Genomic DNA, 23573 nt, shown 5'->3' with positions numbered 1-23573 from the left:
GCCGCAGATCCTCTTAACTGGGAAACTGTACTGGTAAATTAACCTGAGTTCGGGATAAGCCATCCCTCAATTTAGATCACAACCAATGCTGATGTTTTTAAATCCAGTGCTGGTTTTTTATCTTGATAGGCATATGACACCAAGCCAGCAATGATGTTAATCATATAGTTAGTGAGTGAACGGTGGCGTGAATGCTCAATTTGTGAAATATTTTTCAACTGATCATTGATGGTTTCGATGATGCTCCGTTTACGCAACATCAGTGTATCGAACGTGTCACGCGCCACGGGTTTCATGTTTTTCTTCAGCGAGGTAATCCATTCAACCCCTTGCTCTGCCAACGATTCTGTCAATGCCTTGGAAATGTAGCCACGATCACCAAAGACTTTGCCGACCACTTTTTTCAGCAACGTGGGAACGGGCTTACGGTCATCGGTATTACCCGAAGTAATGGCAAACGATAAAATATTGCCGCAGTCATCCACGACCAAATGAAGTTTGAACCCATAAAACCAGCCTGTTGACGATTTACCCCGCCCTGCGTCTTTGCGAAAGGTGTGATGACGTGGAATACGCAAATTTTCACAGACTTTCAAGGGGTAGAGTCTATGAAGGCAATACCTCGCCCCGTTTCACAGCGTTGCTGCATAAACAGGGTTAGTGGCAAAAGAACACGCGGCATTAACTCAATAAAACGTTGATAACTAGGGAGTTGCGGGAAATGACCCTTAAGAAATACTTTGACATGACGCTCATAATACCACTTGAAAGTACGATACCCCACTTGGTGGTAATGCACCAAAATCGTCATGATTTCACTATCGCCAAGACCACTGTGGCGACGACGATGCCCGCCTTTCGGGGTCAATAACGTTTTGTTCCATTCGGGATGAAAGTCCTGACAAAAATCGTCAATGGCACAGAATAACCGTGTTAGCATCTCAGTAGCAGCCTTTGGTGGGGTCAATGTTGTGTGTGGTTACTCACATTCTCCCATGAAAGGCTGCGCCTTACCTTATCCCGAACTCAGGTTAAATTAAAAAGAATCTGAATCTGTATTGCTCTCCTGCTATTCCTTAAACTGTTTATTCAGCAAGAAACTACGCCGATCCTGCCCATCCTTGAATCCTAGATCAAGACAGAATGCGTCTATTTCATGCGTCCACAACAAGATTTTGAGGAGTACCCATGATTGCCGAGACTTTCAATATTCCCGTGTTTCAAGTTGATGCCTTCACCAGCCAACCCTTTTCCGGCAATCCAGCCGCCGTGTGTCTGTTGGATAAGGCCGCCGATGCGCATTGGATGCAAGCAGTCGGGGCGGAAATGAACCTGAGCGAAACCGCGTTCGTCTGGCGCGAGGCCGACGGTTTTGCATTACGCTGGTTTACCCCAACGGTTGAAGTTGATTTGTGCGGACATGCCACGCTGGCTACTGCCCACATTCTTTGGCAGGAAGGTTGGTTAGCCAGCGACGCAACCGCCCGTTTTTATACCCGCAGCGGTGTTCTGACGGCGCAACTCGTCGGCAAGCGGATTGTGCTGGATTTTCCCGCGACACCGGCGACAACAGCATCAGCACCCACCGGGCTGTTGGCAGCCTTGGGCGTGACGGACGCGACGGTATTTTCCAACCATGTCGATTATTTGGTGCTGCTGGAGAGTGAAGCCGAAGTACGGCGGATACAAGTGGATTTTGCCGCCCTCAAAGCCTGCCAAGTCACACGCGGCATCATAGTGACGGCTGCGGCGCACGGCACGGAATACGATTTCGTGTCACGCTTTTTTGCCCCCGCAGCAGGCATCGACGAAGACCCGGTAACAGGCTCGGCGCATTGCACACTTGCCCCTTTTTGGGCGGAGCGTTTGGGTAAAAACAGCCTGCAAGCGTATCAAGCATCCGCCCGTGGCGGTGAAGTATTGGTCGAATGGTTGGGTGAACGGGTATTGCTGGCGGGTTCATCCGTGACGGTATTCAGCGGAACATTGTGGGTTTGAGTTTAAAAAACCAAATATTGGAAGGAAAGAAGCATGGAATCAGCAATATTTAACCTCACCGCTTACTGCCAGCGCATCGGCTACACGGGTGAATTACGCCCCGACCTTGCCACCGTGCAAGCCTTGATGCAACACCAGTTGCGCAGTGTACCCTTTGAAAATCTGGATGTATTGGCAGGCAAACCCATTTCCCTCAACCCCGCCGACATCGTGGCGAAAATCGTTGGCAAGCAGCGCGGCGGCTACTGCTACGAAGTCAACGGGCTGTTTGCAATGGCACTGCAAGCGTTGCAAATTCCTTATCAATTCGTTGCCGCCCGCCCGATGTTTTACCCCATGAAACGCCCGCGTACCCACATGGCGTTGCTGGTCACGTTGGACGGAGTGGAATGGCTGTGTGATTTGGGTTTTGGCAGTTACGGCATCCGCGCACCGCTGCGCTTGGATGTGCTGGAAACACCCATCTCACAAGGCTGTGACACTTTCATGCTGAGTGAGGAAGGTGGTGATATTGTCCTCAAAGCGCAAGTGGAGGGTGCATGGGTGAAGCAATACGGCTTTAATCGTTGCCCAGTTGAGTGGATTGATTTTGCCCCGGCAAACTGGTTGAACTCTACCCATCCTGACGCGGTGTTTACCCAGAAACCGTTGGTGGTACGCTTCACCGCAAACGGACGCAATATTCTGTTTGGTGACAGTTTCAAGCAGGTGAAGGAAGGTATGACCACGCAATGCACTCTTGCCCCACACGAACAAGCGGCGGTATTGGCGGAACATTTCGGTATCAAACACTGACCGCGTGGCACATTCGATGATGCTGGATTCCGGCTACATTCCCCATAAACCGATCGTGCGCCCGTTGGTGGTAGCCGTCTCCTGCCAAACCTTGTCATCCCACATCACGTCGGGGCGGCGGTCGAAAATGATCAAATGCGCTTCCGCCGCGCCGCATTGATCGGCATAGCCTGCGGTTTGCTGGATACCTTCTGCCACTGTGGTTTCGCGCGATTTGTAGAGGATTTTGAGTTCCAACACGATGCGTTGTACCTCGCCGTAAAAGCCCTGTTCTTCGTCGATAGGCCATTCGATGTACAGGTCGGTGCGCTTTCTGCCCAGCCCGTATTCGCGGTTGATGCGCCCGCCGCCGTTGATAATGCGTTGCAGGAAGGCTTGCAGCAGCAATTGCGGCCCTGCTTCTTTGTAGTCAAAGCGTTCAATCCACGCATCGGCATTTTCGCGGAAAAATTGCTGGAAGGCTTCCAACAGCTTGGGCATGTCGAGATGACGTTGCGGGGTCAGATACCACGCTTGTTCGTAGGCGATGGTGATTTGCTTCGTCCAGGTCAGTTCGCGTGGGATCACTTCTTGATAAATGCGGTTGGCAATGCGCAATTGCGGGTGTGCTTCGATTAGCCCCAAGTCGGCGACGTATTGCACATCGTCTTGCGGCAGGGTGTCATCCGTGGTTTTGCCTGCCAGCAGCGCACTGATGACGGAATGCACACGTGGTTCTTTAAGCTTATCCGCCAACTGGTCGAGGTGGGTAGCGCGGGAGTAAATCAGACGTTCGCGGGCCGCACGGTATTGTTCCAGCGTAATGGGCTGAGTACGGTCGCGGGCGGGTTTGTATTCCCACGTCATGGCGTGACCGAGGGCATTCACCAACCACGGTTGCCCACGGGTGTCTTCCCAGAGTGCGGGGAAAATGGCTGCATCAAATACCTGTCCCGTAGCTTGGGTGTGTTGGGCGTAGAGCGTTTGCACTTCAGTCAGGGTGAAACTGCCCATGCGCAACGATGCGGATTTGATATTGAAGGCACTTCCACCGGTAATCACTTCCTGATTACCTTGCGTGATGCGGTAATCGCGTACATCGCGCACCCCGCAGAGGATCACACTTTGAGGGAAGGGGACATCAGGCCGCCCGATATAGCCTTCGCGCAATTGACGCAGCAAAGAAATGAGCGTGTCGCCGACCAACGCATCGACTTCATCAATCATGAGCACGATGGGTTTGCTGGATTCGGCTGCCCAGCGAGTGAGCAGGGTTTGCAGGACAGATGTTTCACCTGTGCGCCATGCGTCTTCCAGCCAATCTTGTAAGCGTAAGTCATGAAGGCGGTATTGTGCGCCTTCCACTACGCGGCTGGCGATGGTGCGCATTCCCTGTTCCACATCATTGCGGGCAGCTTGCGCGGCTTCGACATTGATGTAGAGCGCGGCGTAATCACCCGCTTGATTGAGCTTGTCAGCAAGTGCAAACAGCGTGCTGGTTTTGCCCGTCTGGCGTGGCGCGTGCAGCACGAAGAATTTACCCGCTTGAATCAGGTATTGAATTTCCTCCCAATCCACCCGCGATACAGGGTCGATGCAGTAATGCTGGTTGGCATGGACAGGACCTGCGGTATTGAAATGTTTCTGCATGGCAGTAGTCTGGTGATAAGGGATAGGGGCAGTATAGCACGCTGGGCGTATCACAAATCTCATGCTAGGCTGGCTACTGCCCACATTCAACGGAACATTGTTGGTTTAAGTCTCCTGAACTACTGGATTATTTACGCTATAGTTGAATGCAAGGGGTGGATTTCTGCCCCACGCATCACAGGAGGCATCGGCATGTTACGCATACTCTTGGCTTTGCTGCTCACCAGCTTCCTCAGCGCCTGTTCCGGCACGGGTTCCACCACGCCCAATTCCCCGCAAGTCATCAATGGCACAGCTTTGCAAGCCGCGAATACTGTGGTGCAAGCGATCAATGGCTTGCAAAATGGCACGGGCGGATTACAACCTTTCACTGACCTGTTTGATCCGGCTGGCGTGCGTTTCATGCCGTATTACCGGACGGAAGCCAGCGACCAGATCCTGACGGCGACGGCGTTTGAAAGTGATTTCATCCTGCAAAACCCACCGACCCGCAACTGGGGAACTCAGGATGGTTCTGGCGACCCGATCGTGCTGCACATCCGCGATTATTTCGGGCGCTATGTGTGGGATCACCCCTACCACAGCAATGCCACGGTCACATTGATCAACACCAATAGCGATTTCCAATCACAAGGCAACCTGATCAACAACCTGCTGGCAAGCTACCCAGTGGCGCAATACCGCATCGTCGAATACCACCAACTCGGCACAAACCCGGCCTACAACGGCATGGACTGGACGAGCCTGATGGTAATCTTGAAAGATGCAGGTGGCGGCAACCAATGGACGTTGGTCGGGCTAGCGCACGGTTCGTGGACGATTTAGGTTAATAGCACTCTGACTGCCGCATTAGCCTGACGAAATCGCCCAAGGTTTGCCCCGGCAATTCCTCAAAGCCACGTTCCAGCGTGTCCAGCCAGCGGATGCGGTCAAGACGAAACGTGCGGAAATCGTTGCGCAATTCGCACCAGGCGGTCAGCGTCCACACATTGCCCCAGAAAAACAGCCCCAGCGGTTTGACTTCGCGCTGGCTGAATTCGTGGTCAGCGCGTTGGTAATCGAGCCGCAAGTAACGGCGTTGCGCAATCGCATGGCGACAAGTGTCGAGGGTGGTTTCAAGGTCTTCGCGCACCCCGAAACGCATGGCGAACAGGCGGCTTTCTTCCAGATGGCGGTGCAATTCGACAGGAATCACGGCGTGGATTTTGTCGAGGACGGATTGCGCACTGCTACCCAATTCGCTACCGCCCCACGCTTTCAGCATTCGCGCCCCGACCACAAGGGCTTCGATTTCAGCGGCGGTAAACATTAGCGGCGGAATATCCAGCGAATAGCGCAAGTGATAGCCAACCCCCGCCTCACCTTCCACCGGTACGCCAGACAGGCTCAAGTCTTGGATGTCGCGGTAAATGGTGCGTTCGGAAACTTCCAAACGTTCGGCAAGTTCACGCGCCGTCACCAAGCGCTTGTTACGCAAGATTTGCACAAGCTGGAATAAACGGTCGGCACGGCGCATGGGGTAGCCTTACGCCATTGAGTGCAAGCCGATCATATTGCCTTCGGTATCAAACACCAACGCGATGAAACCGTGTTCGTCGATCGACATTTTTTCCTTGAAAATACTGCCACCGTTGGCGGCGGCACGGGCGGCTTCCACCGCGCAATCTTCGCAACTGAAATACACCAGCGTACCCATACCACCCGATGGGCAGTCGGGCATTTTCACCAGTGCGCCAGTTGCACCGTATTCCTCGGTCATGGGAAACAGCATCATGTCCATATCGGGCGTCTCCGGTTTGCGCATGGGTTCTAATGCACCCTCAAACACGGCTTCGTAGAAGGCGGCGGCGCGGGGCATATCCTGCACGTAGATTTCAAACCAGCCGACTGGGTTTGCTTTCATGGTATTACTCCTTTGGTGGGTCATTGTTGATTGGTTTTTGTAGTATAGATGCTGCCTCCTGACAGCATTGTGTCAGGAGGGTTTTATGGATGTTATTCCTGTCGGGTGGCAATCCACCAAGTTGTACCGCCTGCATCTTTGACTCCGCCACGCTTGTCGGGATCATCCTTTTTTACTGGTGCTTGCACGGCAGTTGCCCCGGCTGCTAATGCCCATTGGTAAGTGGCATCCACATCGGGCACGTAAATGTGTACATGCGCGGGAACGGCTTCCCAGTCATCGCCCCGGTCGGCAATCATTAGCACGCTGTCACCCAAACGCACTTCGGAATGCAGCAGCTTGCCCTCGTCATTGGGAAAGCGGCGCAGTTCAATGGCATCAAAAACCGTTTCCAAAAACGCGATCGTGTCACTTGCGCCATCTACAATCAGGTAGGGTGAAACGGTACTGTAATTGTCCGGTTTGTAATTGACTGACATAGTGAAAACTCCCAGATTTTCAGGCTTCGTCATGCGCTTGCTGCAAGACGGCTTCGTCCAGCTTTTTCATGCTGAACATAGCACGGGTTACTGCTGCTGCTTTTGCCGGGTCAGGGCTGGCGATCAGATTCACGGCTTTGGGGGTAACGATTTGCCAAGACAAGCCGTATTTGTCCTGAAGCCAGCCACATTGACCGTTATCAGGGTCTGCTGCCAGCTTGTTCCACACCTCATCCATTTCTGCTTGATCGGCGCAGTTGACCACGATCGAAATCGCTGGGGAAAACGGGAATTGCACACTGCTATTGATAGCGAGAAAGTCCTGCCCTGCCAACTGAAAGTCAATGGTCATGACCTTGCCGACTGCTTCCGGCCCGGCTTCGCCATAGCGCACGATTTGCTTGATGCTGGAGTTGTTGAAGATGGATACGTAAAAATTCACGGCTTCTTCCGCGCAATCCGTGAACCAAAGTGAGGTAACGAGCTTTTGCATGGTGTTACTCCTGTTACAAATCCACCAGCGTGGTGAAACCACCGTAATTCATGCGGTTGCAGTCGAACGGCAAATCTTTCATATCGCCGCATTGCATCCGTGGATCTTGGTGGACTTTGGCATTTACTTCATCGCGGTGTTCGCGGGATTGGAAGATGATGAAGGCGAAAATAACGGTTTCACCTTCATGCGCCCCGGCGATGCGCGGGAAAGAGCCATTGGTAAATTCGGAGTGCAGGTCTTCGCCCACGCATTCCTTGTAGGCGAGTGCGCCGTGTTCCATCCAGACTTCGCCTGCGGCTTGCGCCATCACGCGGTAGGCTTCCAGCTTGTTTTCAGGAACGGGTAATACAAATCCGTCGATGTAACTCATGGGGTGTCTCCTTGGTGGTTTTGGGAAATGAAGTAATCGGCGAGGGCTTCCAGCGTGGTTTCCCAGCCGATGATAAAGCCTGCTTCTGCCGCTGCCTGCAAACGTTCGGCGGTGGCGAAACGGGTGTGTAAGGTGAGCAGAGTCTGGTCGCCCCGTTCGGCAAACGTAATCGTGACGGTGGCGTTAGGCGGCAAACCGGCTCCACAAGCGTGTTCCGCAGTCGGGTCGCCGTCGTACACCAGCCGTTCGGGGGCGATAATTTCGCGAAACGTGCCTTGGCAGGGGTAAACCTTGCCATCCGGCGCGTGCATGTTCAGACGCATCATGCCACCGACCTGTAACTGGATGCCGCAATCGGTGTTGACGAAGCCGTGCGGCCCCCACCAGCGTTGCAGGTGATACGGGTCTGTCCAGACTTTCCACACCAGTTCGCGTGGCGCGTTGAACAGGCGAGTGATGGTGATTTCCTGATCTGTAGTGGTGGTCGTCATGTAGCTGATCCTTTGGTTTGCAGTTCCTGCAAATAATCTTCCAGCCGGTCAAAGCTTTGTTCCCAGAAACGGCGGTATTGTTCCAGAAAATCGCTGGCTTGCTGCAAGGCTTGCGGCTCCAGCTTGCAGGGGCGGAACTGCGCCTGTTTACTGCGCGAAATCAGCCCGGCGCGTTCCAGCACTTTCAAGTGTTTGGTGATGGCGGGGGCGCTGATATGGAAGGGTTCCGCCAGTTCTGTGGCGGATGCCTCCCCGCTGCTCAGACGGGCGAGGATGGCGCGGCGCGTGGGGTCGGCGAGTGCGGCGAAGGTGAGGCTGAGGGTGTCGGGTGGCAATGGCGGCTCCTTGTAATTAACCGATTGGTTAAATATAGAAGAAACAGGAAATCATTGCCAATTTAGGGGTATTGTAGGTGCAATGACGATTGCTTTATTTTTATTCAATACATTCTTTCTTGTGGCTTGTAACATACTAACCGTACAATGTTATTTGCCATTCAGTCGCGAGCTTTTTTATGAATAAAATTATGTAAGATGGAAAGTAGTTTTTCTAACCTGAAACGCCCAAAACACCCCATGCCCGATTTCGTGCAAGCAGCCCTGCTTGAACGCGGTTTGATGGAGGCTTACCACGCCCGCCCCGCCTATCAGCAGAACGATTACATCGGCTGGATTGAAAAAGCGCAACGCGAAGAAACCAAACTGAAACGGCTAACTCAAATGCTGAATGAACTGGAAACAGGCGGCATTTACATGAAGATGAAGCATCCCGCATCTTCCCGGTCATGAGTCAGGAAACCAGCCTAATGAAGCGTTGTCCAATTGCAGTACTATGTGCATAGCAGTTGAGGAGGCATCATGTACAGACGATTAATCCAACTCCAAGCCATGACAGAAAAACCGCTCCGTGCCGTGATGTACGACGCTCGCACGGTTGTCAGCCGCATCTGTGGCGGGCTGGATGATATGCAGCAGTTGGGTAACAAAGCATTGGTAATCCGTGCCGAAATCTTTGCAGACAGGCTCATGACGCTGGTATCAGCGTTGAGTGACCTTGGCTTGAAAGTGGATACGGCGAGTTTGCCTGATGTGAATACGCTGGAAACTACTGCCGAATACCCGATTACGGTGCAAATCAGCAGTTTTGCCAGTGATACTGACGCAAGAGTGACGATTCCCCAGATTCCGGGCTAAACCGGCGTATTTGTGGGCGAAAAGAGGATGCGGCAAAGCGCATCCCCTGAGGCTGTATGCCTATTGCAGGCATCCTTTGTTTGTCCAGTCACAGGCAGGTGGTTTGGCTTGTTGCAGGCAATCATCCGCCGTGCATTGCACCGCACCCCGTGTCCAACTGACATCCATTTTTACCGAGTCGGCAGGCACGTCCAGATTGCGCAGGTATTCCTTCAGGTAAACGGCACGGAAGCAGGATGTCTGTTCTTCAAAGCACTTGTCCGTGCCACCGCAACAGGTGTCGATATTTTTATCATCCATGTAGTTGAATGCTCCGGTCAGATACCATTTTCCGGCATCCGCCAAGTGGCTGGGAACCTGTTCGTGCGCCCCACGCTGATTGCCTGCGAAGTTGTAAGGGTCACGGATGCCCAGCTTGTCGGTCAGGCGAATGCTTTGTGCGCACATGTTTTCCTGCCAAGTTGGCATGACGCTTTTGACACCGTATGCACAGGCGGAAGTTAAACCCAATGATTTCGGCGCTTCATCCTGCCCCAGTCCGAGGAAGGAGTAGCTGTACATTTGCAGCGGCTTGCCGTCCACCAGCACGGTTTTCACCGCTTCATCAGCGGCATTGCACTGGGTGCAGGGGAAGGCAATCTGGGTCGACGCCCCGCCCATTTCGACAATGCCAAACTGGTTGTTCTTTTGTTCTGAGCGGGCTGCCAGCCAGGCATACAAGCCTTCTTCAAAGCCGGTCAGTGTGCGTGCATTCACTGCCACGTTGTTGCCTACCTTGGCTTGCAACTTTTGTTTCAGGTTACTCCACAAGGTGGCACTGACTGCGCGGTTTTCTTGTTCGGCAATACGCATCCCAGCAGTGGCAAACACATTGGCAGAAACCGGACGGCATTGCTTGCTCCAGTCAAACGCCTGCCATTTGGGTTTGCCATCTTTCAGCGGCCCATCCTGCTGGATACTGTCCAGTGCGGCAACGACTTCGGTAGTGACCGCATCCAAGTCACGGGGACTTTTGCCCCGGATGGAACGCACCGGGTCAGCCAGCGCACTGACCTTGGGGCCTGCATGTTCCACCCATGCCTCACCTTGTTGCTGATAAATGTACAGGCGTGTACCACTGCTGCCTGCGTCATAGACGATGTGGCAATCGGTCTGGGTTGTTTGGGAAGAGGGGAAACTGGGTTTGGTGGTAGTCTGTTCTATGGTGGCACAGCCGTGCATCAACACAATAAACAGACCGATAAACAAGGCTTTGGCGGTAATACGCATCAATACTCTCCTGCAAGTTGGGGAGGTATGAAAGTAGCACAGTTTCTAAACATGGATGATAAAGTCTTCCAATGATATGGAGTCCTCCGTCCGTGATTGAGCTTTAACCTACCTGTCATTGTTATTTGCGAAACTGCGTGCCACCATCCAACGATCCTACAACCAACTGTTAGCGGTGAACTATCATGGGCATGACTTACTGGCTGAATGTGCGCGACGGCGACATGATTGAAAGCGAAGAAAACGACCTGTCTGCTACCTGCAAGCTGACGGATGCGTTGGATAAAATGTGTCTGGAAATTGGGTTGCTGGCAGTCAGCGAATTTGTCGACAGCACTGAAATGAGCATGGAATACGACGATGAATTTGACCTGCCTGACGATGAAGACGAATTTTATGATGAAGGCAAACGCCCGTACCCACTAGACGAAATGCGCTGGTGTGAAGCCAATAGCGGGCTGGATACCTTCCAAGCCCTGCAAGCCCGCTTGAGTAACGCACCAGACAGCTTTGAGCTGGAGCCTGACGAAATTGATATGCTGGCTGCGGAACTGGATGAAATTATTGAACTGCTGCAAGCAGCAGCCGGGCAGGGGCATACTTTCCATCTGGAACTGCTGGGCTAGAATGCTGCTATACTTAACCCTATTCCCATCACTAGCAGAAGGAGATTCCGATGATTGTTTGCCACACTGCACAGGCCGCCCAACGCTGATCGTCTGATCCTGTCCCGGTCTGTGCCGGGATTCTGCCGAATCCCCCAATAATTCCGCGCTTAGCGATAGGCGTGTGCCTTGATTTCGCTTATTGGGAATACAGCCATGCAAATTACACATCTCCATGAACTGGGGTGGAAGCATTTTTTTCAGTCACAACTGACACTGGAAGCCCTTGAAACCAGCTTGCCGTTCCGAGTCACGGGCGTGCAACGCAACCTGATTGAATGCGTGGGGCTGAATGCGCTGGGGCAAGCGCAATCCGTCCCGCTTTCCACCTACCCGTGGCGGCACGAACCGCCTGAAAACCACCCCACCGTCGGCGACTGGTTACTGCTGGACAGGGAGTTGCAGCCGCTGCGCCTGCTAGAACGCAAAACGCTAATCAAGCGCCGCAGCGCAGGCAGTGAAGCCGTACTGCAACTGATTGCTGCCAATATCGACACGCTGTTTGTGGTGACTTCCTGCAATGAGGAATTTAACCTCAACCGGATTGAACGTTATCTGACTCTGGCGGCAGAAACCGCGATTGATGCGGTGGTGGTGCTGACCAAAAAAGACCTGTGCGCGGATACCTCGGTGTATGTGGATGCCATCCGCAAGTCTTACCCCACGCTGCCAATTGAGGTCGTCAATGCCACCGATGCGCAGGACGTGGCAACCTTGGGGATCTGGTGCGCCAGCGGGCAAACCGTTGCCCTGCTGGGTTCATCCGGAGTTGGCAAATCCACCCTGACCAACAGCTTGCAAGGGGATTTCGCCCAAGTTACTACGCCCATCCGCGCCAAGGACAGCAAAGGTCGCCACACCACCACTTCCCGCAGCCTGCACCGTTTGCAGGGTGGCGGCATCCTGCTGGACACACCGGGAATGCGCGAACTGCAACTGGTGGATTGTGAGGAGGGGATTCAGTCTACTTTCGCTGACATTGAAGCATTTGCCGGGCAATGTCACTTCCATGACTGCCAGCATCTGGCTGAACCGGGGTGTGCCGTCAGGCAAGCTGTCGAGGCTGGCAAGCTGGAACAACGGCGGCTGGACAATTACCACAAGTTGCGGGAAGAACAGGCCCGCAATAGTGGCTCGGTTGCGCAACGGCGCGAGCAGGATCGGGCGTTAGGGCGTTTTTACAAGCAGGCGAAAGCCTCTGCCAAACGCTTTAAATCACGGGGTTAGGTTGCGCGGATACTTTATCCGTCGTGCTTGAGTAATCGCTACCACAGTGTTTGCACAATAATCCGCACCGCCAGCAACGTCAGCAGCCACTTGAGTGCAAGCCTGAAAGCCTCATTCGGGACACGGTGTCGCAGCCGTGTTCCCACCCACGTTCCGGCAATCACCGCCGCGATCATTGCCAGCATCACCGCCCAGTATTCCGCGAAACTGAAGCCGATAAACCCAAACAGTGCCAGCTTGATCAGGTGCGAGATGCTCATGAATACAGCGGAAGTGGCGACGATGGCATCCCGCTCCAGCCCTTTGCGCACCAGCGTTGATTGCGCCAGCGGTCCGGTCGTGCCCGATAACATGCCCATGCCGGTTTGCACGAAACCAATGGTCAGGAATTCACCTTTCGGGCTGTTGTTGAAGGTGATGCCACGACCCCACACGTTGAACAGGATGAAAGCCGCAATCAGCAGCGGCAGGTATTCCAGATTGAGCAGGGTAGCGATTTTGGCAGCCAGCAAGCCACCCGCGAGCGAGCCGATGACAAATGCCAACATGAATTCCCAGCGGATGTCGCGCCACGCAAACAACGCCCGGCTAGTATTGGAAACCAGTTGAGTTGCCGCGTGTACCGGAATGATGGCAACCGGCGGTAACAGCCCCGGCATTAGCGCAATCAGGATCAGGCCACCACCCAAGCCCATGACTGCCGTCAGGATGGAGGTGAGGAACGCAAACAGCATCAGTAACAGTTCAACTCCCATGAGTTTGCTCCAGGGCTGTGGCTATTCGTCGATGAGAAAGGTGAGAAATGTGCTTACCCGACTCAGCTTTTCATGATGAAATAGGTGCCAGCGGCGGCGACCCCCATCCAGGCGATAACCGCGCCGATGCCGAACATTTCCGAGAGTGTTCCCATAAAAACCAAGATCAATAAGGCTAGTGCCAGCAAACCGTTGCCTAGCCAGAAATTGGTGTTTTTCATTTGCAAACTCCGTCAATTAAGGTCAATTGATGCATTGTAAGTGAAGATTGCCCTGACATGCTCGCTTAGGGGAATGTTTTTTATATAAGTGTTTGTCTGTTTTTCATTATTACCGTTTATCGGTGGCTTTGAGCCGTCACCGCTGCCCGCGACCTTAGTGTTGCTAACCTTGATCTATACCCCTCCCATGTTTAATGCAGTCAATGGGTGGGAAAAAGCATGGTACAGCGAGCAGGACACAGCGTTGCGGTGGTCGGTATGGGAGTGTTGATATTGTTATTAGCAGGATGTGGCGGCAGTGGTGTGGCGCAATCGCAACTCAGCGTGATTCCGCGTGTTGTTGCAGAACCCGCATTGGCTAATCGTTTGACGAGCAATCTGGATCGCTGGGTTGCCGAAACCGTGGCGGAACCGGATGTGGTAAGTGCCACGCTATTGTTTGATATGCCGCGTGAGCAACTCCATTATGCAGGGGCGCAAGGTTTGGCAAATCCGCAAACCGGTGAGGCATTGACCAGTGCGTATCCGTTCCGGGTTGCCAGTATTTCCAAAATATTTACCGCCACGGTGGTGTTGCAGTTGGTGGAAGAGGGTTATTTCAGCTTGGATACGCCGTTGTCACGCTTGCTGGATAATACGCTGTTACCGCCGGGGTATACGCTGGATGATTTGCATGTTATCAACGGGGTAAAATCCGGTGGTCGTATTACGGTGCGCCAATTGCTGCAACACACGGCAGGCTTGCGGGATTACCTCGCTGATACTCCCACGGTGCAGGACGGTAACGGCTTATTTGCGCAAATGCTCAGTGAGGTAGTCAGCAATAGCGGACGTGGGTTGGCATCACGTCAGTGGGATGGGCGGGCATTATTGGCGCATTACCTGAGCACCGGCTTGGGGCGCAATGCGCTGGCTGCACCGGGGCGGCAGTTTGAATACAGCGATACCCATTACTTACTGTTAGGTTTGGTGGTGGAACGTGCTACCGGGCAGTCGTTGACCAGCCAATACCGCGCCCGCATTTTTAACCGCTTAGGCATGGCGCATACTTGGCATGAAAGCTTTGAAACCGGGCGTGGTGCCATCGCACACCATTTCTATACGCTTTCCGCAGGCAATTATCTTGATATTACGGCGACACCTTTAAGCATGTCGGGGGCATGGGCAAGCGGTGCTTTGGTGTCGACGGGCGATGATTTGTTGCGGTTTTTCCGTGCCTTGATGCAAGGGGAATTGTTCCGTGAACGAGCGACCTTGCAGCAGATGCGGCAAGCCAGTGCCGCCAGCCCCAACTATGGCTTGGGCTTGCAACGGGCAGTGGTGAATGGGCGTGAAGTCTGGGGTCATGCCGGGTTTTGGGGAACGCTGATGTTGTATGACCCGGCGAAGGATGCGTATCTGGTCATGAGCGTGAATCAAGCCAACCGCGATATGTATAAGGAAGCGACGGGGGTGTTGACTGCCACCCAAAACGCCGGGTTCTGAGTGGCAGGTGCTGGCGCAGTACTTACGGTTTGGCTTGCGCCAGTGCCTTATCCCAAGTGCTGACTTCTTTGGAACGGTCTTTGTGGATGCTGTATTGTTCCAGAATGTCAGTGTGTTCAGTGTCCGCGAGTTGGCGGTCAATTGCCACTTCGTAACCGGCGTAATCTTCCAAAATCACGAAGGGTTCGGTGGAGGTGCGTAAGCGTTGGTAGAATTCTTCAAAGGTGTTGAAACGTTCACCATTGAGTTTTTCGACACCGAGCGATGACAGGTCATGAAACCCTAAATTGCCGGAAGCTGCCAGCACTTGCGTGACGCTAATATCATCTTTTTTCTCTTTGTCTTTGCGCTCATCGTAGTCTTCACGGGTTTGGCAGCCTTCGTAAGCGTCGGTGGCGACGAACACAAAGCCGCCGTAGATGACGTAGCGCGGTTCTTTGTCATAGGTATAGTTGCTTTCGTCCGCCTTATCCAATGGTAGCTTGATCTGTTGGGGTGTGCCATCGCGGACAATATCGAGGGTAAGCGTGTCACCGATTTGATGCAGATCGAGGTAATGCCGGAAGTTGATGGTCTTGCGGGCAGTTAGAGCGGTCGTGCCGTCGTCGTCAATCTTTTTGCCGTCAATGTGGGTGATAACATCGTTTTCTTGCAGGACTTTTTCGGCAGAGGTGTTGGCACACACTTTGCTGACCAAAACGCCGCTTTGGTCTTCTTTCAGTTGGTGTTTTTGTTTCAGGCTGGGGCTGAGCAGATTTTGGGTTTCTACTGAAAAGGTGGGGAAACCGTCGTATTTGCCATCGGCTACGTCGGCGAGAAAGCGGTTGATCATCACGGTGGGGATGATGTAACCGATATTTTCAGCACTTTCGTCGGACTTTTGCATGACCATGCCCGCGACTTTGCCGTTAATAATCGCAGGGCCACCGCTGTTGCCGGGGTTGATGGCGGCATCAATTTGGATGACTTGGTAAGACAAGCCGCTGTGCACATACGGCATGTATTCGATGCGTGACACAATGCCGCGTGTGGTACTGAGCGTGTCGCCGCCAATGGGGAAGCCATGCACCATGATTTCTTGGTGAATGTCAGGCAATTCACCTAGGGCGAGTGGCTTGCTTTTGGCAAAAAAGGTCTCGTCTTTGACTTTGAGTACCGCAATATCCATTTCGTGTGAAACGAATTCGACCGTGGCTTGGTAGCGTTTCGGTGTGCCATCGCGTTGGATTTCAACGAAAATATGATCAGCAACGACATGCGCGTTGGTGAGGATGCGGTTGTCCGCAATGATAAAACCAGAGCCGCTGGAGGCGAGGCTGTCGGCATTCCAAGGGGAATAACTGTTTTGGGATTTGCTGGTGACGTAAATTTTAACGATGGAATCTTCCAGTATGTCTTTCGCGGCGGTTTCATTCGCCAAGGCAGGCAGTGACAATAGCAGGAGTAAACTGGTCAGCCAGTAAAGGCTGGTGTGACGGAGGGTTTGAAACAAGATTCGCATAAGTTTGGCCCAAGCAAGCAATAGATGACACGGTATTGTAGTGTAAAATCAACACAAATGGCGACTTTCCATGCATAAATAAACGGTTTTGGGTTTGCCATTATACTTCTTGCGGGTCATTGTGCAGGGCGGGGCGATTGATTACCCTCTAGGGCATTACCCATAATAGGATACCAACATGACTCCACAAACCATGAACGAAGCCGAAGAGCTGTTAGTAAAAGCCTTAGCGGGCGAATTGGAGGGCGACACTTTCATTCAGCAATTGATGGAAGTCACGCTCTTTATGCCGATTTACGAAAAGCACCAGATTGGCGGTTTACAACCGACCACCAGCGATCAGGCAGTGCCGCTGACACTGGATGATGATGCGGGCAATAAAATCTTGATTTTGTTCACCAGCCCGGATCGTGCCAAAGCCTTTGTGCGCGATTTCCCCGGCTACGGCGGCGGCTTGCTGGCGGAATTTAAGTGGATTATTGAGAAAGTCGGGGTGGGTTACAGCATTTCGATCAATCCCGATCACGAGATGGGGATTGATCTGGAAGTGGGGATGTTGCAAAACCTACACTAAATATTGCGACCAGTCGTGATAATCCTTGCCGAACACGAAGAAATGCGGGTTCAGCATGGATTCTTTGGTGTTGTAGCGCAGCGGTTGCATATCGGTGCGGGTGAAATGCCCACCGGCTTCTTCCACAATGATTTGCGCAGCGGCGGTGTCCCATTCCGACGTTAAACCGAGGCGCGGGTAAATGTCCGCCGAACCTTCGGCAACGCGGCAAGCTTTGAGGATGCTGCCCATTACCGCGTATTCGTGTTCACCGATGCGTTCCAGAAACTGTGGCATGATTGGGTCACGGTGCGATTTGCTGCCCATGACTTTGAGTGGCCTGCCAGTCGCACGAGTGCTAATCGGGAAAGTTTCTCCGTGCATGTACTTGAATGCGCCACCGCCTTGGTGCGCAAACCACGTTTCGTTTAATGCGGGGGCGTGAACCACACCGAGAATGGGGGCGTGATTGTGTATCAATGCAATCAGGGTGCTGAATTCGCCATTGCGTTTGACGAATTCGCGGGTTCCATCCAGCGGATCAACCAGCCAGTAGGTTTGCCATTGGCTGCGCTCGCTAAAGGGCAGGCTGGCGGATTCTTCGGACAGTACCGGATATTGCGGGGTGAGTGCGGTTAAGGCATCGACAATGTGGTGGTGGGATGCCATATCTGCCGCCGTGAGCGGGGAATCATCGGCTTTGTGTTCCACCGCAAAGTCGGGGGCGTTGTAGACTGCCATGATTTTAGCGCCTGCTGTTTGAGCAATGCGCACGGTGGCGTGGAGGAGGTTAGGCAAGTCCATGAAAATCCTTAAGTCTATGCGTGTTGTTTGAGCCAGTCTTGCGCCAAATACAGTGCCAGCAAGCTGCGCCCTTCGGTGAAATCATCTTGCAACAGCAATTCTGCTGCATCAGACAATTTCCAGGGCACGACTTCCAGCGGCTCAGGTTCGTCACCGTCGACGCGATGTGGGTAAAGGTCGCGGGCAAGAATCAGGTGGGTGTGGTGTTGCATATAGCCGGGGGAAAGGCTGACGCGCCGCAATACGTGCAAATCGCGTGCGCCGTAGCCGACTTCTTCCATGATTTCGCGGTTGGCAGCGTCGAGGACATCTTCGCCGCGTTCCACTTTGCCTTTGGGGAAGCCGAGTTCGTAGCGACCTGTTCCCGCTGAGTATTCGCGGATTAGGAGCAGGGTGTCGTCATCCAGCAGCGGAACGATCAATACAGCGCCATTGCCACGGCTGGCAAGGCGCTCGTAAATGCGGCGTTCACCGTTGCTAAATTCCAAGTGGAGTTCTTCCACATGGAACAAGCGGCTGCTGGTGACGGGGTGTATGGCGTGTATCGTGGGTGGTTTTTGCATCCCCCGATTCTAACCTACCAGGCCTGACTTAGCACCTTGTCGCCGTGCAGGTAGTACACATAATTATCAATCATCACGGAACGGTCATACGGCCATAGGTAATCCTGAGTGGCGCTGTTGCTGACCAGCGGGGGCAATGCCTGCATTGCACCGGTTTGGGTGTTAATGTTCAGGCGGTAAAGTTGGTCGCGACTCCAGTTGTAGTAGACGCTTGGACCGGGTGGGTAGTCAGTATCGCCTTCATGCAAACTGACCGGAAACGCCACTTGCAGATTGTTCCCCCGTTGCAGGCTAGTGAGAGCGTGATGGCTTTGGGAAACTGCTGTGTCTGTGCCGCGCTTGCCGATAATGATCTTGTCCTGTTCGCGGGGATTGGTAGGGTCAGTGACATCAATCAGCGCCACTTTCACCCCTTGCACCCATGCGCCACGCCCATCACCCCAGTTCGATGTTGTGTCAGGCACGGCATCTTTGCCAATGCCTAGTAAGTAATGTTCGCCTACCGGATGTAAGTAGTCAGAGTAACCGTCGATTTCTAACTCGCCAAGCATTACCGGATCAGCCGGTTTACTTAAGTCTAGGGCATACAGCGGGTCAGTTGCGCGGAATGTTACCAGATAACCCCGATCACCAAGGAAGCGGGTGGCGTAGATTTGTTCGCCCGGTTTGCCTAATGGTGCGGGGCGGGTAGCGTTGGGCAGTTTGGCGAGAATGTCCAGCGATTTGTTCGCGGCGTTTTCCTGCAATGTATACAGCCGTGCCGGAGTAGGGTTGGTGGAAGGTGTTTCGCCCACGTAGGTGATCAAACGCAATACGTCGTTATGTTCGCTCAGGCGGAACGGTTTCATTTCCTGTTGCCAGCCCAAATGCCCCTCTACGCGACCCGAACCCTTGTAGTTGATGCCGCCTGCCAGTGAAAACTTGTGCAGGTCAGTACTGATATTCGGTGCATAGGCGATGCTGGTGCTAACCGCCGTGTCATTGCTTACTACTGTGGATGTCAGTGCATCATTGGAATAATTGTAACTGGTGGTCGCCAGATAAATGGCTTCGGTGGAGGCGTACAACGTCTCGGTATCACCCGCGAAACACTTGCCTTGCGGGGTGGGCGTGGCGTCGTTCAGATCAATTGCCAGCAAGCTGACGATGCTGGTTTGGTAGCTTTTCTTGTCGGTGTATTGTGTCATGAAACAATCATTACCGCTGAAAATGTCGGTTTTGCTGCCGCCATTGAGTTGGTAATCGGGCAGGAAATCCGCCAATTTGGCATTGTTGATGAGGGTGCGGTTTGCCGCTGCTGCTGCTTCGGTGCTTGGGTATTGTTCCAAGCCGGGCAGGGTGGGGCTGTGGCGAGTGGCAACGTACATCGTCGAACCGATGCGGCGGCTGCTGATGGCTTGCCCATCCACCGTGAGTTTGGCGGTTTGCACAGGATTTGCGGGGTTAGCAACGTTCAACAGGTACATTTGCGTTTGTTGGTTTTGCCAGTAGCTGGGGATGAACCAGCGGCTCCAGATACCGTACATCTGTTGTTCTTCGGCAAGGGCGACGAGTGTTTTATTCGCAGTATCCAGATACAGACCGCTCAGGCGAGCGTTGCTGTCAGTACCCAGTGTTATTTTCGAGACAAAGGGGGCGCTGGCTTGATTCGCTTTGAAAATATTCAGGCTGGGCGTGTTTAATTCCGCAGCGTAAAGGTATTCACCATCGGTCTTCAGACGGTCGGCTTCGTCGACATTGGTTTCCTGCGTATTGGTGCTGGAAACGTTTTTGGCGGTGTCGGCAACAGCAGAAGGTGCGTTTGTTGTCATTGATGGCTCCGCTACGCACACTATGCCACCCCTGCCACAAGGGTATATTTCAGGGCGCACCGTGCCGTAGATTTCCAGCATTTGCTGCTTGATCAGCGTTTCGAGTTCGGTGTTGTTCGCGGCTTGTTTCAACGCAGGTTTATTGGCGTTGGTCGTTGGTGTCACGGGTGTCGAGGGATTGGTACTGACGGTAGTGCTGGAACCGCCGCCGCCACAGGCGCTGAGTAACAACGCGATGGAAATACTTAACCCCAATGAATGCAGATTTTTCATAATACCCTCCGGTATGATGCGATTTTTAGTGGTATGTGGAAGCCCATAAAATGAATTATAGCGCAATCAATTTAAATTGGCATGAGATTAACACCGTGTTTTTGGACATGGATGGCACGCTATTGGATTTGCATTTCGATAACCATTTCTGGCTGGAACATTTGCCGGTACGTTTGGCAGAACAGCGCGGTACAACGCCGGAGGAAGTCCGCGCTTACTTGCACGCCCGTTACACCGAAATGGAAGGCACCTTGGATTGGTATTGCCTTGATTATTGGCAAAATCATCTGGAGGCGGATTTGGTAGCGATGAAACACGAAATCGCGGATCGGATTGCGATTCGGGCGCATGTGGAGCGTTTTCTCGAATCCCTGCGCGAGCGTGGCAAGCGAGTAGTGTTGCTTACCAATGCGCACCAGAAAAGCATGGGCTTGAAATTCGGCTATGTGGTGTTGGAACACTATTTCGATCACATTATTACCTCACACTCCTTGGGTTTGCCGAAAGAGCATCCCGATTTCTGGCAGAAATTGAGTGAGGTGGAGGTGTTTGATCCGGCACATTCTTTGTTCATTGATGACAACTTGCACGTTTTGCGGGCTGCAAAAGCACATGGCGTGAAGCATTTGCTGGCAATTCACCAGCCGGATTCGCAACAACCGCCGAAAGACACACAGGAATTCACGGCGGTGGAGTGTTACACGCAGTTGCTGGACTAAGCGATCCTTACTTCGTCATCCCAATATAAAGCGTCGCCAGCTTTTCGGGTAAACGGCTAACTTGATCGAGAATCAAATAATACTTATGCCCGAAAATGCGTGATACGTATTCATCCGCATACGGGTCAAGCGTCAGGCAGAAGGTTTGAATGCCTTGTCGTGCCAATTCTTCCACTGCTTTTTTGGTGTCTTGGCGTAAGTATTGCGGGTCACGCACATCGTTGTCCGCCGGTTCACCATCGGTCAGCAACAAAATCAGTTTTTTCTGGCTGGCACGCCGTGACAGCAACGAACCGGCATGGCGTAATGCTGCACCCATGCGGGTAGACAGCTTGCCCTTCATGGCTTCCAGCCGCCCTTTGACGGTCTCGTTATAGGGCGCGTCAAAGTCCTTGAAACGGTAATATTCCACGTCGTGCCGCCCATTGGAGTCGAAGCCGTGAATCGCAAACGGGTCGCCGATTTTTACCAAAGCTTCCGCCAACAGTGCCGTTGCCTCGCGTGCCATATCCAGTACCGTTACGCCTTCCTCTGCACCCCGAACCTGATCGTTGGTGGATTCGGACAAATCCACCAGCAACAGCACCGACAGGTCGCGAATTTGTAAGTGCGTGCGGATATTGATGCGGGGGCTGGGTTGAATACCTCGGCGAATATCCACCATCGCGTGGATGGCGGCATTCAAGTCCAACGTATCGCCGTCTTCCTGATTGCGTTGGCGGATCATGCCTTGCGGTTGGATGGATTCGATCAGGTTTTTAATGCGCCGCACCAGTGGCTTGTGCTTTTCAATCGCCGCTTCCAGCACGGTGTGATCACCGCGTTTCGGGCGTTTTTCCAGCACTGTTACCCAGTTGGGGCGTTCCAGTTGCGTCTGGTAATCCCATTCGGGGTAATGCACGGGTGATGCCACCGGCTGTTTGCCCTCTTTTTCATTGAGGGTGGTGCCGTCGTCATGGAAGAATTCGGTTTCCAGTACCCAGATTTCCTGCGCGTCATCTCCGGCGTATTCCACGTCCAGCCCCATGACCATTTCCATCATGCTGACGTATTTGCGCACCTGCTGGGTTTGCCCCGGCAATAACACAGTATTTTCGGCATCGTCGGGGGATTGCCACAAGTAGCGGTTATCGTCGCGGTACGGGTTGGTGGGCTGATCCTGACGCGGGTTGTATTTGAAATCCAAAGCTTTTGCTTGTTCCGCCAGTTGCAAACCAATGTCCAACGCCAAGGTTTGGTCGTTTAAACGTTCGGCGTTTTGCGCAAACAAGCTGGTTGCTGCTTCCACCAATGGGTGGGAATCACGGTAATCTTTGTCCAGCAAGCCACGCGCCATGCGCCCCAACACACTTGCGGCACTGTTATCTTGCGAATCCGCCGGTAACAGGTTTTTCCACAAGGTCAGCAAGCCGGGGAAATCCTTCACCGCCAGTGTTTCCACCCGTGCATCTTCCACTACCCCAACCATTGCTTGTTGTAGCGGGGTCAAACCTTGGGCATCGTCATAATAACGGGAATACACGATATGCGCGGCGGTATGCGCAGCCGCAGCGCGGTACACATCCATGCCCTTGGCTTTTTCGCCATTGGGCAGGGTGAAATCGTCAAACGCATCCGGCAGGTGGATAAAACTGGCTTCGATATACGGGCGGTAGCCTTCGCGGGTTTCAAAGTCGCCGGACGTAGGGCGCAGGAAAAAGTCGCGTCCCCACAAAGCGCGTAAATACATAATCAGGCGGCGTTGCACATCGACGAACAATACACCGCGCTGTTCTTTTTTCAGCACGTTCATGGCCGCATCGTTTTGCAGCCCGAAATACTCAGCCTGTCCGTTAAAATCGTTGCGGTAAGCGGAAATACCCCACATTGCCCAGCGGCGCAACCCGCCCAGTGTTAGGTGCGCCAACAACACATCGAGCTTTTCCAGCATGGGGCGCAAGGCACGCGGGGCTTGTGCTAACAGATGGTTCAACAGGCTCAGGTAGCCTTTGAACAGTTCGAGTTCGCCCATCCGCGCTGCCGCTGTGGGTGCGGTGGAAAACAGCAGCACCAAGACACTGGCACTGGTTTTGGAGAACATCTGGATGGCTGCGGATAACAGTTCGGAAACGGCTTGTTCGCCCACTTCTCTGGCAACCAGCGGAGCAGCTTCCAAGAGGGATTCGACTAAATCCGTACCGCGCCCCAGCGATTTCAGCCCGGCAGCACCGCGCAAATAGGTATCTAGCCCACGTGGGGAAAACACCCGTGCGGCTTCTTGCCAGTTGGCTTCCAGCACTTCTTTGGTGGTATCACCCAAATCATCAATAATGTCCTGATAATCGCTGAGTTGTAACGCCATCAAAGTACTCCTTGGTCAAATTACCCCCCTCC

26 protein-coding genes and 1 pseudogene are annotated in these 23573 nt (G+C 53.2%); 10 read left to right on the top strand and 17 right to left on the bottom strand.

Going from position 1 to position 23573, the window contains the following annotated elements:
* Window positions 1–71 precede the first annotated feature (71 nt).
* Window positions 72–940: pseudogene (locus tag L2Y54_RS21945) on the bottom strand (IS982 family transposase).
* 248 nt (window positions 941–1188) lie between these two features.
* Between L2Y54_RS21945 and L2Y54_RS01190 the strand changes: the two are divergent.
* Window positions 1189–1998, top strand: a complete 810-nt coding sequence (locus L2Y54_RS01190; protein ID WP_236499318.1) for a PhzF family phenazine biosynthesis protein — start codon at window positions 1189–1191, stop codon at window positions 1996–1998.
* A 33-nt stretch (window positions 1999–2031) separates the two neighbouring features.
* Window positions 2032–2793, top strand: coding sequence for an arylamine N-acetyltransferase family protein (locus L2Y54_RS01185; RefSeq protein ID WP_236499316.1), 762 nt, complete (start codon window positions 2032–2034; stop codon window positions 2791–2793).
* 33 nt (window positions 2794–2826) lie between these two features.
* On the opposite strand, the gene L2Y54_RS01180 is transcribed toward L2Y54_RS01185, so the two are convergent.
* On the bottom strand, window positions 2827–4422 hold the full coding sequence (locus L2Y54_RS01180; RefSeq protein WP_236499314.1) for an AAA-like domain-containing protein: 1596 nt from the start codon (window positions 4420–4422) through the stop codon (window positions 2827–2829).
* Window positions 4423–4614: 192 nt separating this feature from the next.
* On the opposite strand from L2Y54_RS01180, the gene L2Y54_RS01175 reads away from it, so the two are divergent.
* Entirely contained in the window at window positions 4615–5247 is a 633-nt protein-coding gene (locus L2Y54_RS01175) for a hypothetical protein (protein ID WP_236499312.1), read from the top strand.
* Between the two features lies 1 nt (window position 5248).
* On the opposite strand, the gene L2Y54_RS01170 is transcribed toward L2Y54_RS01175, so the two are convergent.
* The 7 genes from L2Y54_RS01170 to L2Y54_RS01140 all read right to left on the bottom strand — a co-directional run bounded on the left by L2Y54_RS01170 (window position 5249) and on the right by L2Y54_RS01140 (window position 8496).
* On the bottom strand, window positions 5249–5938 hold the full coding sequence (locus tag L2Y54_RS01170) for a helix-turn-helix transcriptional regulator (RefSeq protein WP_236499310.1): 690 nt from the start codon (window positions 5936–5938) through the stop codon (window positions 5249–5251).
* A 9-nt stretch (window positions 5939–5947) separates the two neighbouring features.
* Complete coding sequence (locus L2Y54_RS01165) at window positions 5948–6325, bottom strand: VOC family protein (protein WP_236499308.1); 378 nt, start codon at window positions 6323–6325, stop codon at window positions 5948–5950.
* Window positions 6326–6417: 92 nt separating this feature from the next.
* Window positions 6418–6804 (bottom strand): VOC family protein, encoded by a 387-nt coding sequence (locus tag L2Y54_RS01160; RefSeq protein ID WP_236499307.1) that lies wholly within the window; start codon window positions 6802–6804, stop codon window positions 6418–6420.
* Between the two features lie 19 nt (window positions 6805–6823).
* A complete protein-coding gene (locus L2Y54_RS01155; RefSeq protein ID WP_236499305.1) occupies window positions 6824–7297 on the bottom strand; it encodes a VOC family protein in 474 nt (157 codons plus the stop codon).
* 13 nt (window positions 7298–7310) lie between these two features.
* Window positions 7311–7670, bottom strand: a complete 360-nt coding sequence (locus L2Y54_RS01150; protein WP_236499304.1) for a DUF1428 domain-containing protein — start codon at window positions 7668–7670, stop codon at window positions 7311–7313.
* Window positions 7667–8161 (bottom strand): SRPBCC domain-containing protein, encoded by a 495-nt coding sequence (locus L2Y54_RS01145; protein WP_236499303.1) that lies wholly within the window; start codon window positions 8159–8161, stop codon window positions 7667–7669. Before L2Y54_RS01145 ends, L2Y54_RS01150 begins: the two co-directional genes overlap by 4 nt.
* Entirely contained in the window at window positions 8158–8496 is a 339-nt protein-coding gene (locus L2Y54_RS01140) for an ArsR/SmtB family transcription factor (protein ID WP_236499301.1), read from the bottom strand. The genes L2Y54_RS01145 and L2Y54_RS01140 overlap by 4 nt, the downstream gene beginning before the upstream one ends.
* Before the next feature lie 198 nt (window positions 8497–8694).
* On the opposite strand from L2Y54_RS01140, the gene L2Y54_RS01135 reads away from it, so the two are divergent.
* Together L2Y54_RS01135 and L2Y54_RS01130 are read left to right on the top strand one after the other, a co-directional pair.
* A complete protein-coding gene (locus tag L2Y54_RS01135; protein WP_236499299.1) occupies window positions 8695–8949 on the top strand; it encodes a YdeI/OmpD-associated family protein in 255 nt (84 codons plus the stop codon).
* Window positions 8950–9018: 69 nt separating this feature from the next.
* Window positions 9019–9354: a hypothetical protein gene (locus L2Y54_RS01130; protein WP_236499297.1), complete on the top strand. Its 336-nt coding sequence runs from the start codon at window positions 9019–9021 to the stop codon at window positions 9352–9354.
* Between the two features lie 60 nt (window positions 9355–9414).
* Here the strand turns inward: L2Y54_RS01130 and L2Y54_RS01125 are convergent, their stop codons facing one another.
* The gene (locus L2Y54_RS01125) at window positions 9415–10623 is read right to left on the bottom strand and encodes a hypothetical protein (protein WP_236499295.1); all 1209 of its coding nucleotides are present in this window, start codon (window positions 10621–10623) and stop codon (window positions 9415–9417) included.
* Window positions 10624–10808: 185 nt separating this feature from the next.
* Between L2Y54_RS01125 and L2Y54_RS01120 the strand changes: the two genes are divergently transcribed.
* Both L2Y54_RS01120 and rsgA read left to right on the top strand, forming a co-directional pair.
* Entirely contained in the window at window positions 10809–11249 is a 441-nt protein-coding gene (locus L2Y54_RS01120) for a hypothetical protein (protein WP_236499294.1), read from the top strand.
* Between the two features lie 195 nt (window positions 11250–11444).
* On the top strand, window positions 11445–12515 hold the full coding sequence (gene rsgA, locus L2Y54_RS01115) for a ribosome small subunit-dependent GTPase A (RefSeq protein ID WP_236499292.1): 1071 nt from the start codon (window positions 11445–11447) through the stop codon (window positions 12513–12515).
* Between the two features lie 38 nt (window positions 12516–12553).
* Here the strand turns inward: rsgA and L2Y54_RS01110 are convergent, their stop codons facing one another.
* Entirely contained in the window at window positions 12554–13270 is a 717-nt protein-coding gene (locus L2Y54_RS01110) for a sulfite exporter TauE/SafE family protein (protein WP_236499291.1), read from the bottom strand.
* 62 nt (window positions 13271–13332) lie between these two features.
* Window positions 13333–13491: a hypothetical protein gene (locus L2Y54_RS01105; RefSeq protein ID WP_236499289.1), complete on the bottom strand. Its 159-nt coding sequence runs from the start codon at window positions 13489–13491 to the stop codon at window positions 13333–13335.
* Window positions 13492–13710: 219 nt separating this feature from the next.
* On the opposite strand from L2Y54_RS01105, the gene L2Y54_RS01100 reads away from it, so the two are divergent.
* On the top strand, window positions 13711–14976 hold the full coding sequence (locus tag L2Y54_RS01100) for a serine hydrolase domain-containing protein (RefSeq protein WP_236499287.1): 1266 nt from the start codon (window positions 13711–13713) through the stop codon (window positions 14974–14976).
* 22 nt (window positions 14977–14998) lie between these two features.
* Here the strand turns inward: L2Y54_RS01100 and L2Y54_RS01095 are convergent, their stop codons facing one another.
* The gene (locus L2Y54_RS01095) at window positions 14999–16477 is read right to left on the bottom strand and encodes a S1C family serine protease (RefSeq protein ID WP_236499285.1); all 1479 of its coding nucleotides are present in this window, start codon (window positions 16475–16477) and stop codon (window positions 14999–15001) included.
* 178 nt (window positions 16478–16655) lie between these two features.
* Between L2Y54_RS01095 and L2Y54_RS01090 the strand changes: the two genes are divergently transcribed.
* A complete protein-coding gene (locus L2Y54_RS01090) occupies window positions 16656–17051 on the top strand; it encodes an SseB family protein (RefSeq protein WP_236499283.1) in 396 nt (131 codons plus the stop codon).
* On the opposite strand, the gene cysQ is transcribed toward L2Y54_RS01090, so the two are convergent.
* Genes cysQ through L2Y54_RS01075 form a run of 3 tightly spaced genes read right to left on the bottom strand, consistent with a single transcriptional unit; the run spans window position 17043 to window position 20481 of the window.
* On the bottom strand, window positions 17043–17834 hold the full coding sequence (gene cysQ / locus L2Y54_RS01085; protein ID WP_236499281.1) for a 3'(2'),5'-bisphosphate nucleotidase CysQ: 792 nt from the start codon (window positions 17832–17834) through the stop codon (window positions 17043–17045). The genes L2Y54_RS01090 and cysQ overlap by 9 nt on opposite strands.
* Before the next feature lie 14 nt (window positions 17835–17848).
* Window positions 17849–18397, bottom strand: a complete 549-nt coding sequence (nudE, locus tag L2Y54_RS01080) for an ADP compounds hydrolase NudE (RefSeq protein WP_236499279.1) — start codon at window positions 18395–18397, stop codon at window positions 17849–17851.
* Window positions 18398–18411: 14 nt separating this feature from the next.
* On the bottom strand, window positions 18412–20481 hold the full coding sequence (locus L2Y54_RS01075) for a beta-propeller domain-containing protein (RefSeq protein WP_236499277.1): 2070 nt from the start codon (window positions 20479–20481) through the stop codon (window positions 18412–18414).
* A 50-nt stretch (window positions 20482–20531) separates the two neighbouring features.
* Between L2Y54_RS01075 and yrfG the strand changes: the two genes are divergently transcribed.
* Window positions 20532–21200: a GMP/IMP nucleotidase gene (yrfG, locus tag L2Y54_RS01070; RefSeq protein WP_236499275.1), complete on the top strand. Its 669-nt coding sequence runs from the start codon at window positions 20532–20534 to the stop codon at window positions 21198–21200.
* A 7-nt stretch (window positions 21201–21207) separates the two neighbouring features.
* On the opposite strand, the gene L2Y54_RS01065 is transcribed toward yrfG, so the two are convergent.
* Window positions 21208–23541, bottom strand: a complete 2334-nt coding sequence (locus L2Y54_RS01065) for a nitric oxide reductase activation protein NorD (RefSeq protein ID WP_236499274.1) — start codon at window positions 23539–23541, stop codon at window positions 21208–21210.
* Window positions 23542–23573 lie beyond the last annotated feature (32 nt).

It is taken from the genome of Thiothrix winogradskyi (assembly GCF_021650935.1).
GTDB lineage: Bacteria > Pseudomonadota > Gammaproteobacteria > Thiotrichales > Thiotrichaceae > Thiothrix > Thiothrix winogradskyi.
This window is presented reverse-complemented; position numbering and strand designations above follow the sequence as displayed.